Source organism: Wolbachia endosymbiont (group A) of Lasioglossum fulvicorne, assembly GCF_964028605.1.
Classification (GTDB): Bacteria; Pseudomonadota; Alphaproteobacteria; order Rickettsiales; family Anaplasmataceae; genus Wolbachia.
Genome location: NZ_OZ034798.1, coordinates 953,451 through 964,820, shown reverse-complemented (window position 1 = coordinate 964,820; position 11,370 = coordinate 953,451). Strand labels below are relative to the sequence as shown.

The 11,370-nt window shown below is 35.4% G+C and carries 8 protein-coding genes and 1 pseudogene; 6 read left to right on the top strand and 3 right to left on the bottom strand.

Translation table 11 applies throughout. The features are described from left to right. Nucleotides 1-22: 22 nt before the first annotated feature. Both ABWU71_RS08065 and ABWU71_RS05285 read right to left on the bottom strand, forming a co-directional pair. Nucleotides 23-139 (bottom strand): annotated as a pseudogene (locus ABWU71_RS08065) (WPE palindromic element domain-containing protein); the annotation flags it as partial. 202 nt (nucleotides 140-341) lie between these two features. Next, nucleotides 342-1,940, bottom strand: coding sequence for a UDP-N-acetylmuramate--L-alanine ligase (locus tag ABWU71_RS05285; protein ID WP_353284211.1), 1,599 nt, complete (start codon nucleotides 1,938-1,940; stop codon nucleotides 342-344). A 26-nt stretch (nucleotides 1,941-1,966) separates the two neighbouring features. Here ABWU71_RS05285 and ABWU71_RS05280 point away from each other — a divergent pair, with 26 nt between their 5' ends. From ABWU71_RS05280 to ABWU71_RS05255, 6 genes are all read left to right on the top strand, one after another. Beyond that, the gene (locus ABWU71_RS05280; RefSeq protein ID WP_353284210.1) at nucleotides 1,967-2,641 is read left to right on the top strand and encodes a septal ring lytic transglycosylase RlpA family protein; all 675 of its coding nucleotides are present in this window, start codon (nucleotides 1,967-1,969) and stop codon (nucleotides 2,639-2,641) included. A 268-nt stretch (nucleotides 2,642-2,909) separates the two neighbouring features. Further along, a complete protein-coding gene (locus ABWU71_RS05275) occupies nucleotides 2,910-4,331 on the top strand; it encodes an AAA family ATPase (protein WP_353284912.1) in 1,422 nt (473 codons plus the stop codon). A gap of 853 nt (nucleotides 4,332-5,184) precedes the next feature. Further along, a complete protein-coding gene (locus tag ABWU71_RS05270; RefSeq protein WP_353284209.1) occupies nucleotides 5,185-6,558 on the top strand; it encodes an ankyrin repeat domain-containing protein in 1,374 nt (457 codons plus the stop codon). Nucleotides 6,559-6,672: 114 nt separating this feature from the next. After that, nucleotides 6,673-7,532 (top strand): IS630 family transposase gene (locus ABWU71_RS05265; RefSeq protein WP_353284179.1). Its coding sequence is split into 2 segments (ribosomal slippage): nucleotides 6,673-6,997 and nucleotides 6,997-7,532, totalling 861 coding nucleotides; the frame shifts between segments, so codons are not numbered across the junction. 111 nt (nucleotides 7,533-7,643) lie between these two features. Continuing rightward, entirely contained in the window at nucleotides 7,644-9,134 is a 1,491-nt protein-coding gene (locus ABWU71_RS05260) for a type II secretion system protein GspD (RefSeq protein ID WP_353284911.1), read from the top strand. 26 nt (nucleotides 9,135-9,160) lie between these two features. Then, nucleotides 9,161-9,953 (top strand): IS5 family transposase gene (locus tag ABWU71_RS05255; RefSeq protein ID WP_265023453.1). Its coding sequence is split into 2 segments (ribosomal slippage): nucleotides 9,161-9,424 and nucleotides 9,426-9,953, totalling 792 coding nucleotides; the frame shifts between segments, so codons are not numbered across the junction. 457 nt (nucleotides 9,954-10,410) lie between these two features. On the opposite strand, the gene ABWU71_RS05240 is transcribed toward ABWU71_RS05255, so the two are convergent. After that, nucleotides 10,411-11,361: a P44/Msp2 family outer membrane protein gene (locus ABWU71_RS05240; protein WP_353284909.1), complete on the bottom strand. Its 951-nt coding sequence runs from the start codon at nucleotides 11,359-11,361 to the stop codon at nucleotides 10,411-10,413. Nucleotides 11,362-11,370: the final 9 nt, after the last annotated feature.

Below are 11,370 nucleotides of genomic sequence, written 5' to 3'. Positions count from 1 at the left end.
AGGTAATTTGAGTAGCGGATGGTGTCATTCCAGTGCTTGACACTGGAATCCAGCTTTTACTATACAGCCACCTGGTGTGCTCATTTACGATTAAGTTTTCTGGATCCCAGTGTCTGGGCACTGGGATGACATCATTCTTAGTGGAAGTTACCACCATATCACAACGTTCGTACAGTTGTGTGCTTCGACACTGGGATCCAGTTTTACTACACAATTTTATCATATAAATCCTCCCAGTCTGGATTCTCTTTCTCGATTAAATTCATTTTCCATATATATAATTGACTAGATTCCAGTGTCAGCTACTTTCATGACACCAGTACTTGCGTTTATTCTATAGCTTAACTAGACGTTTGTACAGTTTCTGCTATGAGCTTTGCAGCTTCCTTTGCCAATTTGGCTATATTACTACCAGCACCAATAAATAATACTATATCACCTGGACTTGTCGAATCACTAATAAAATGTGAAATGAGCAAAGCATCATTCATAGTCTTTACGTTATTAAACCCATCACTGACTAGAGCTTTCTGTATATCATCAATTCCACAACCAGGAATGGGCTTATCTTCTGGAGGATGAACAGGAGTAAGGATGACATAATCAAACATCATGAAAATTCGTATGAATTCATCAAAAAAATTACGAATGCGAGCAAAACGAAGTGGTTCGATAATTCCTATTACTTTTCCTTTAGTAATCGAACGTGCAGCCGTTAAAGTTGCATATATTTCATTTGGATGATGGGCATAATCCTCAACTAACTTAATACCTTTAATATTGGCAATCAAAGAAAATCTTCTTGCTACTCCTTTGAATTCCAAAAGGCCTTTTTTAATCTCTGCATCGCTAATCCCGAGCTTTATCGCAACTGATATTGCAGCCAAGGCGTTGCTGACCTTATGCATCCCTATTGCGTTTGATAGTATTACATTTTTTATGTTTCTGGATCCCAGTGTCACGCACTGGGATGACAGAAGGTGATGGGATGACAGAGGGTGATGGGATGACAAAGGAGTAGGGGAAATAGGGAAAGGCATCGGTATAGTTCCAAAATATAAAGGTGTCATCCCAGTGCTTGACACTGGGATCCAGTTATTTTGAACCATACAACTATCATCAATCAACACATCAAATTCCATGCTGTTAGCATGCTGCTTAATGTTGCTGGCTCTTATGCTACCATTCTCAAACCCAAACGTTATAGAATTACTCGCATCATAATCGATGTCTACAGAATCAGGTAAAACTGCAGAACCTGCATTATTCACGAATTGGGAAAATGCATTTTTGATATTATCAAATGTGCCGTAATAATCTATGTGGTCATTGTTGATACTTGTTATGACAGCAATCTTTGCAGGGATTTTTAGCATAGTTCCATCAGACTCATCAGCCTCGATCAGAAAAGTGTCACTCCCTCCAAGTTTGAAGTTGCTCTTATAGGAATTTAATATCCCTCCTACAGTTACAGTCGCGTCAATGCCAGAATGATCAAAAATGGAAGCAATCATAGCGGTTGTTGTCGTTTTTCCGCTTGAACCTGAAACCGCTATTACACACCTATCTTTCATAATTTCAGTAAGTATGTCTGATCTATGCAAAACGGTTTTATTGTTATTTTTTGCCGCAATTAACTCCACATTATCAGATTCTATCGCAGAAGAATGTACAACTATTTGAGCTTGGCTTATATTATTAGCATTGTGACCAATAAAAACCTCTATGCCCAGCTTTTGTAACCTATTTATATTGTCGTTTGACTGCGCATCACTGCCTTGAACTTTGTAATTGGAATTGTGAAGAATTTCAGCAATAGCGCTCATTCCGATTCCACCTATACCAATAATATGTATTATTCCTTTTTGAGTTTTGTTAATATTTAGCAGTAGATGTTTACTCATTACTAAATTTATTATAGTATAATTTAAAATCCTCATAGTATCGAACCCTCTTACCGAATACAATGATAAAAAACCTAACCTTTCTATGCCTAATATTTGTTTTGATAAGTAGCTGCAGTGTTAGCAACAGGTTTAATTGCACTGCAGGTCATTATAAAATTGGCAGCAGCTACACAATAAATGGTATAACTTATTATCCAAAAAACTGTAACCACTATGAAAAGATAGGGATAGCGTCGTGGTATGGAATAGAAGATCATGGCACGCTTACAGCAAATGGTGAAGTGTTTAACCGTCACTTGATCTCTGCAGCGCATAAGACTTTGCCTCTACCCTGCTTTGTTCTTGTCACTAATTTAGAAAATGGAAGAAAGCTTGTTACAAGGGTTAACGATAGAGGGCCTTTTATTGAAGGCAGAATAATAGACTTATCAGAAAAAGCAGCTCAAGTTTTAGGATTTCATAAATCTGGGCTTGCAAAAGTAAAAGTTCAATACCTAAGAAAGATGTCAGAACGATTGATACAAAATACTCCTCATTATAGAAAGCAGTATGAAAAAGAAATGCAGAAACGTCACCCGAAACAAGACAGTGCAGAAAGTAAGGGATATGTTGCATTTTTTAAAAATGCTCAGGCTGCTAAATCAGCTGCATCAAAGCTTCGCAATCAAGGAATAAAAAATGTTAGATTGCTTTTTAAGAACGATCAATATTGCGTGAAAGTGAGTTATAGGTAGTGGTGAGTGCAGAATTTGAAAGATTTGGTTAATGTAAGGAACGCTGGCTAACTATTGTAAGTTAAAAATGTGATATAAAAAAGATATCAACAATTTATAGCTATACCACCGCGGCGCTAACACGTAGCGGGATGACGAGTTTGTCGTTTTTCAAATTGTCGTAAGTCAGTTTAGCTATAGCATTATAGAGACAAAGATCAAAATTTACTTATTTACGTCTCCAATTTCATCATGTATAATGGAGACAAAGATTTATATTTTGTATTTTATGTCTCTATCGTTTATTGGTAGGCAAGCTGAATTAAAACAACTGCTGGAGCTTACAGAAAAAAATACTGCATCTTTTGTAGTAGTCAAAGGAAGGCGTCGTATAGGAAAAAGTCGCTTAATTCAAGAATTTGGTAAGCATTTCGAGCAGTATTACTCATTTATAGGTTTGCCACCAGAAAAGCATACTACAACATCCCACCAACTTAATGAATTTTCTAGACAAGTTGCTAGACAATTTAATACGTCTTTTGCTAGATATGATGATTGGAGTGATTTACTATGGTCAGTTGGTGAACGTCTACTATCAGGGAAAATATTATTGCTCTTTGATGAAATTTCTTGGATGGGCTCAAAAGATCCAACTTTTTTAGGCAAAATAAAGAATTTTTGGGATACACAGCTAAAAAATAATAACAAGCTAATTTTTGTTGTTTGTGGATCAGCTTCATCCTGGATTGAAAAAAATATACTTAGTAGTACTGGTTTTGTGGGAAGAATATCGTTGACTTTAACACTCGGGGAGTTATCACTTTCTGATTGCAATGAATTTTGGCCAAAAAATATTTCAGCATACGAAAAGTTTAAGGTGCTTGCAGTAACCGGTGGAATTCCAAAATATTTAGAAGAGGTAAATTTTAAACATGGTGCTGAAGAAAATATTAAAAAGCTTTGTTTTACAAAAGGTGGGTTTTTAGTTGAGGAGTTTGACCAAATATTTTCAGATCTATTCATGCGAAAAACAGCTTTTTATAAGCAAATAGTGAGAGCTCTTTCTGCTGGAACTAAAGAACAGGAAGAAATTTGTACTGCTTTAGATATTGCAAGACATGGACGCATTTCTGAGTATCTACATGAGCTGGAGCTTGCTGGTTTTATTGCAAGGGATCACACTTGGAATATAAAAACGAGTACTGATTCACGACTCAGGAAGTACAGACTTCAAGATAATTATTTAAGGTTTTATCTAAAATATGTTGAAAAAAATCTAGGAAAAATTAATCGTGACACCTACTCTATGAGATTACTCGCACCTCCAGTAGAGTGGCATACAATTGTTGGACTTCAGTTTGAAAATTTGGTACTTAACAATAGAAAGAGCATACATAATATCTTGAGAATTGATGGAATAGTAAGCGAAAATCCATTTTTTCAGAGGAAGACAGGTGCTGGTTGTCAAATTGATTACATGATTCAAACAAGGTTTAACACCCTCTACATTTGCGGAATCAAATTTTCAAAAAATAAAATCGGTCATTCAATAATACAAGAAGTACAAAAGAAAATAGATACACTAAAGCGTCCAAAAGGCTTTTCATGCCGTCCAGTCCTTATTCACGTTAATGGTGTGAGTGATGACGTTATAGATAGTGATTACTTTTCAAACATAATTGATTTTGGAGAATTATTGAATTGTAAGTAATTCTTGCTCTACTTTTTCAACTTTGTGTCATTTAACATTGGAACAAGATTCCAGTGCCAGCTATTTTCATGACATCTCTCTTGAACTCTTATTATAACAATGTTCGTACAGATATGTGCCACGCGCTGGAATGACATGGTGAGGCTTCATCCTGCTGCTCCTTTCTTGTCATGCCGCCGCGAACCGTCATACCGCGATTCATTCGCGGTATCTCTAGATCCCGCTAACAAGTAGCGGGATGACGGTTGTCGTTTAGCTACAAATATTAAGAAATTTACCAAATGAAAAAAAAGGCAAAAGAAGCCCCGTGGTGGTTGGCTATTTACTATGTACTAAAATATCGGCGTTTTTTTTATTCTAAAACGCTTGATTAAGAGCGATTTAGCTGCTTTTAACTTGCAACTAACCTACACCGCAAGTGTTTAAGAAATTTACTAAGCAGGAAAAAAGGCAAAGAAACCCCGTAGTAGCTAGCATTCAAATTCTCCCTTGTCAATTTGACGTTTTTTGCTGTCTTAAACGCTTTGTAAGCGCGTTTCGGCTTATATAGGTAAAAACCTAAAAATTTTTAAAGACATGCGATGCACGTAGTGCGAAAAATTAAACATGAGACGCCAAATACCCTAAGTTTTTTGTCATTAACCTGCACAGACTGCGAAGATAAATAAATAGCTTCAGTTTCATGATAAGTGGGCTGGCGAAGGGTGTCAAGTAAGTTTTTTCGTTTCATCCAATGCGCTGCCAAAAGTTTGTTATGCAAGAATGCACTAGCCATTTCTCACAGATTCATTTAAACTTAATCAAGTAGGAGTATTATTAACGCGAAAAGGGTTCAATTAGAGATTGAAGTGATATGGCGCGTGAGGAAGATATAAACCAATTAGTAGAAAATGGATTTGATATTAACTCAAAAGATGCAAGTGGAATCACTCTCTTGCATAAGTTCACAAAAGAAGGCGATTTAGTTGGAGTAAAGTCATTACTAGAGCACGAAGCTGATTTCAATGTCGTAGACAACGAAAATAGAAACCCTCTGCATTACGCCATTATGCATGGACACAAGAAAGTTGCTAAACTTTTTGTTAATCAGCTGACAATAAATTCCAAGGATAAAAACGGATTCACTCCACTGCACCTTGCTGCACTACAAGATGACAAGGAATTAATAGATTTTTTGATAACAAAAGGCGCAAAAATTAATGAAAAAGATGCCAAAGAGGGCTATACTCCTCTTCATATAGCTTCACTATACGGTTCTAAAAAAAGCGTCCAAATTTTAATTGATAGCGGAGCAAATCTCGAATGTGAAGATAACAATTTTCGTACTCCTTTGTTTTTAACCATTTATCAATGCACCGCACATTATGACAGCAGAGCAGAAATTATAGAATATCTGATAAAGAAAGGTGCAAATATAGAAGCCAAAGATGCAGAAAATAACACTACGCTTTTCCTAGCAGCGTATAACAACAAAATGCAAATAGTAAAGCTTATTGCAAAAAAACAGCAAGCAAGTAACGATAAAATTAAACTTAAAGAGTTTTTTTGCACAAAAAACAACCATGGTTTTGATGCGTTAGATTGCGCTATTGAGCATAATAATAGAAAAATGGTAACATTTCTTGTTTCAAAGGGAATAGAAGCAAACGATCAAGATTTTAATGGTAACGCTAGGCTGCATAAAGCTAGCCATAATGGTAACACTAAAACAGTTAAGCTCTTATTGAAGCTTAAGGTAAACGTTAATGCTGTTACTAAATGTAACAGAACTCCCTTGCTACTCGCAGTTAAAAAAGGCCATACACAAATTGTGAAAATGTTATTGGAAGTTAGAGCCAATATGAACATTTGTGAGCAACAAGGTTTTGCACCTCTACATCTTGCTGTTCAAAAGGATTATTTTGATATAGCTCAGTTGTTAACAGAGAAAGGTGCAGACCTTAACATTAAGTGCAATAACGATCATACCGCAATAGATATGTTCATTAGCAAGGCTCATAGCAAAAAAAACATCGAAGAAAATTACAAAAAATTTTGTAGATTTTTGATGCTTTACCTGAAAGAGCTACATAGTAAGCACAAAGCCTGTTGTATACTTTCAACCCTAGCTCTAAGCTTAACAATTATAGGCTTACCATTTATTTTCAAGCCTATTATTAAATACAGAGAAAGAAGTAAAATATATAAAAAAACTAAGGCTATGCTGGAAAACTTACTCTACATTTAAGTACAAGAAGACTATACAAAAAATAATAGCCAAAGCTAATACACGACAATTATAGCTCTTTTCATAGAAGTCCGGATGTGATAAGATAAGGATAGACGATGATAAGGAGGTTGAGTGCCAGCAGCATATAGTTATGACTTAAGGAAAAAAGCAATGGAAGCGCTAGAGGAGGGAGGAAGCAGAGAAACAGTGGCAGCAAGATTTAAAATTGGACGAACTACTTTATGGGAGTGGCAGCAAAGAAGAAAAGAAACAGGAGACTTTCAATCAAAAAAACTTGGAAATGGAGGTTACAATCACAAAATCACCGACTGGGATGCCTTTGCTAAATTTGCCAGAGAAAACGGAGGAAAGACTCTGTCGGAAATGGCTAAACTTTGGGGCAACGTTAGTATCCAAACGATCCACCGAGCTCTCAGAAAAATTGGATTTACGCGCAAAAAAAGACATATGGATACAAGGAAAGAAACAAAGAAAAACGTGCTGAATTCTTAAAAATTATAGCAACAAAAGAACCAGAAAACTTAGTTTATATAGATGAGTCTGGCATTGATAACACAGAGGACTATCCATATGGGTATTGCCAGAAAGGACAGCGGTTTTATGGCCTAAAATCTGGGAAGAAAACTCAACGAATCAGTATGGTTGCAGCCTTAAGTAGAAGAAAGATAGTTGCTCCATTAACCTTTGAAGGCCACTGTAATATGGATGTTTTTAATGGATGGTTTGAGCAATTTTTGACACCGATCTTGGAACCTGGACAGACTGTCATTCTTGACAATGCTACTTTTCATAAGTCTGGTAAGATTATCGAGCTTGCTAGAGGAGTTGGTGCAGAAATTTTGTATCTGCCGCCGTATTCTCCAGATTTCAACAAAATTGAGCATCATTGGTTTGCTATAAAAAACAGAGCTAGGAAAAACATTCCTCTATTCGAATCCTTTCGTCGTGCTGTTGATTCTGCCTTCCTATGACCTGTTCGGACTATTATGAAAAATGCTATATCTGCTCGATGAAAATGAGATTAAATACATTTTTAATATTTTTATAGAAATCTATTAGTATAGATTTTGTATGCTGTTCTAATGGCTATTTTTAAATGCTTAATACTCCTCTTCATTATTTCTTGCACACATCTACCTACCAAGCAATATCCTATTAACATAGACAATCATAAGCACGATTATTCGTTGCAACAATATAACACCTCTTTGGAGAGTAATGAACCGGCAATACCAGAAATTATGCCTTTACCAATAGAGTTTCCCGATCTCACAATCAGTAATCAGCTTATTTCTATTAATGTTAGTGAAGAAGTATCAGTAAAAGATTTGCTGATTGAGATAGGAAAACTTTCTGACGTTAACTTGGATATGGACCCAAAAATATCAGGTAATATTATTTTAAAGCTAAAAGATAAGGATATAAACGAAGTAATTCAGAGTATAGCAAATAGCGCCAAACTGCGTTACTCAACAAGTAATGGTGTAATTAGAATTGAGCAGGACTTGCCATACGCACAAAATTATTACGTAGACTTCATCAATATTCAACATTCTGCTCAAAGCAGTTTCGTCATTAATAACAATATTACTAACAGTGATGGAAGTAACGTTGATAGGGACTATAACAATGTTATGAAGTCTCAATACAGTAGTGACTTATGGAATTCATTAGAAAAAGGCTTGAATGCAATAATGGATGTTAACGGGGTGGATGATGGCGAATTCCTTTCATCCAACAGAGAAGCTGGTGTTATTATTTTGAATGCTAGAAAAGATATCCACAAAGCTGTTGAAGAATATATTAATAAGGTTAAGAAGTTAGCGTCTTCTCAAGTAATGATAGAGGCAAAAATAGTTGAAGTTGTGCTAGATGACAAATACCTTTCTGGTATGAACTTAAATGACTTACAAGATGGAACTAAGTCTATAATAAATCAAGATAACTCCATTATTAACCTAGCAATGAACTTTGGTGCGAATGATCTAGGAGATTTAGTAAAAAATTTAGACAAATTTGGCACTTCAACTGTAATTTCAAGCCCCAGAGTACATGCTATAAATAATCAGCAAGCGATGATTTCATTTACTAAAAACCATATTTATTTTACTTCCGATGTACAAAAAGATACTAGAAACTCTAATCAGACCTTAATTACCAAGATGAATAGCGTCCCAATAGGTGTTGTGCTAATAATCCACCCAAGCATTAACATTGATACTAGTGAAATATTCATGGATATACATCCAACTTTATCAAGAATTAACGGCTACACTAAAGATCCAGACATAGAGTACGTCGCACAGCAGAGTAAAATGAAATTAAATAGCGATATTCCAATTGTTGAAATCAGAGAAATGAACTCTATGTTAAAAATTAAGAGCGGTGAAATTATGGTAATCGGTGGGCTTATAGAGCATAGAGAAGATAAGCAAAGCTTATTGCATCAGAAGTCAAAAAGGCTAGCGAATAATATTAGAACAGTAGAAACTGTCATTTTTTTAAAAGCAACAATCGTACCAACATTTGGTTTGTTAGAACCTGTACATGATCTCAAGAAAGGAATAAACTAAGAGATAATATATATAAGTTAGGATATATGAGGAGTTTATACCCAAGTGATATAAGTCGGGAAAGATTTGAGATTATGTTACCAGATCTAGAGTCCTGTAGAAAAAAAACAAAACCAAGGAAACTTGATTTGTATGATGTATTTTGTGGAGTGTTATACGTTCTGAAAAGCGGTTGTCAGTGGAGAATGCTACCAAAAGAGTTTCCAAAATGGCGCAATTGTTACGACTATTTTAAGAAGTGGAGTGAAAAACCAGATGCAGATAAAGAAAGTGTTCTGGAGCTGGTGTTAAAAAAAAATAGTTGGCGTGGTCCGACAAAACAATGGTCGGAAAGAAAAAACCAGCTTCTGCATAATTGATGCACAGAGTGTAAAAAATGCAGATACTGCTGAAGAAAAAGGCTATGATGCAGGCAAAAAGATTTCAGGAATAAAACGCCATATTGCAGTAGATACGCAAGGTTTGCCCCATGCAATTTATATAACAACAGCAGAGATAACTGACCGTAGCAGTGCTGTGAGAATGGTCGAAAATGCAAAAGAAAACCTCTCGGGAGTTAAAAATGTACTGGTTGATGCAGGCTATACTGGAGAGAATTTTGCAACTCAAATAAAAACGATTATTGGTGCAACCGTTGAAGTGATAAAAAGAAATGAATTACATTCCTTTGTTGTATTGCCCAAAAGATGGGTTGTGGAGCGATCTTTTGCTTGGTTAGAAAAATGTAGAAGATTGTGGAAAAATTGTGAGCGAAAACTCAATACTAGCCTACAAATGGTCGTTCTGGCTTTCACTGCCTTACTTCTGAAAAGATTATGAACAGGCTCTTAGATAGAAAAGATAAGAATTTATATATATATTAAATGTATCCGTTCAGCAGAGTGGCAAAATAGGTAGACAAGATAAACCAAAAAATCAAGAAAAAGTGAGTTTACAACAAATGGTGTCATGCAAGTAGCTGACACATAACTGTACGAACATTTGTTTGCGAAGAAATGTTATAGCAGGTTTTGCCTTAAACACAAAGGTGTCATTCCAGTCTGGAATCCAGCTTTTTCATCCGGGATGGTGTCATTCCAGTGCCCAGACACTGGAATCCAGAAAACTTAACTTTAACTGAGCATACCAGGTGAATGTACAATAAGGACTGGATCCCAGTGTCAAGCACTGGGATGACATCCTCCCTAGTGGATTCAAATCACAATGTTCGTAGAGTAAGCACTGACCACTTTTGCTTCAATATTTGCGATGCCCATGAACAGATACTATTAAATCATTACCAAAAATTAAATATCAAACCAACTTCAATATTGTGAGTAGATATGTCATCTGCAACAGGTATCGGAACGCTAAAGTAACGATAGCCGAGAAAGGTTTTGACTTCTGGGATTATTGAATAATCAACACCAAGTTTTATTTGATAAGCAAACCAAGGAACATTGAGTGGCATTGAATTTTGGGGTGACCCATTAATCCTTTTTAATCTAAAAACTGTTGGCCCTATACCAAGACCGATGTACGGAGCAAATTGTGTATCCTGAACGCTGGGATTATAATAGAAGTTTAACAAAAACGCAAATATACTTGCTGATTTATCAAATACCGGAGGAGAATTACTATTTTCAATATTGACTATAGAATACATGGTTTCAAAATCAACTCGGCCATTTTCTCCAGCATAGTAACCTAAAGATATGCTGTTAAGCCACTGGAAATCAATTTTACCATCAAATTGCTGTATACTTTTAATTTCATTTGCCACTATATTTTTTATCATAAAACCATAATGACTTTCAACTAAAGTTAGGACTCTCTCCCCTATTGTCTTTATGCCCTTTACAAATGTTTCTGAATTATCATGGTATACCTTACCACCATTAGCGCTAACATAAAAATCAAGTTTTTTTGATTTTTCCTTTGTAATCTGCTCATTATCAGCTTGATCTGCAATACGTGACCACATATTTTTCTGATCAGCTACTTGGAAAATAGAAGGTTGTTCAATAGGACTACTTTCAAGTTCTTGATATTTTAAATCATTTATTAGTATTTCTTTTTCAGTAACCTCTTCAGAACGTATTACACTTTCATTATTGTCTGTTTCTGATTTTAAGGGTTGTGCTTCAATAATTTGCTCAATGTGTGTATTATTACTAATATAAGTAATAAAAAAATAGACACATGGAATGAAAATCAAAAATAAAGTAATAGATATTTTAGTTATCACAAATAAACC

Coding starts and splice junctions, on each gene's coding strand:
- ABWU71_RS05280 (WP_353284210.1), top strand. CDS start 1,967: ATGATAAAAAACCTAACCTTTCTATGCCTAATATTTGTTTTGATAAGT.
- ABWU71_RS05275 (WP_353284912.1), top strand. CDS start 2,910: ATGTCTCTATCGTTTATTGGTAGGCAAGCTGAATTAAAACAACTGCTG.
- ABWU71_RS05285 (WP_353284211.1), bottom strand. CDS start 1,940: ATGAGGATTTTAAATTATACTATAATAAATTTAGTAATGAGTAAACAT.
- ABWU71_RS05270 (WP_353284209.1), top strand. CDS start 5,185: ATGGCGCGTGAGGAAGATATAAACCAATTAGTAGAAAATGGATTTGAT.
- ABWU71_RS05260 (WP_353284911.1), top strand. CDS start 7,644: ATGGCTATTTTTAAATGCTTAATACTCCTCTTCATTATTTCTTGCACA.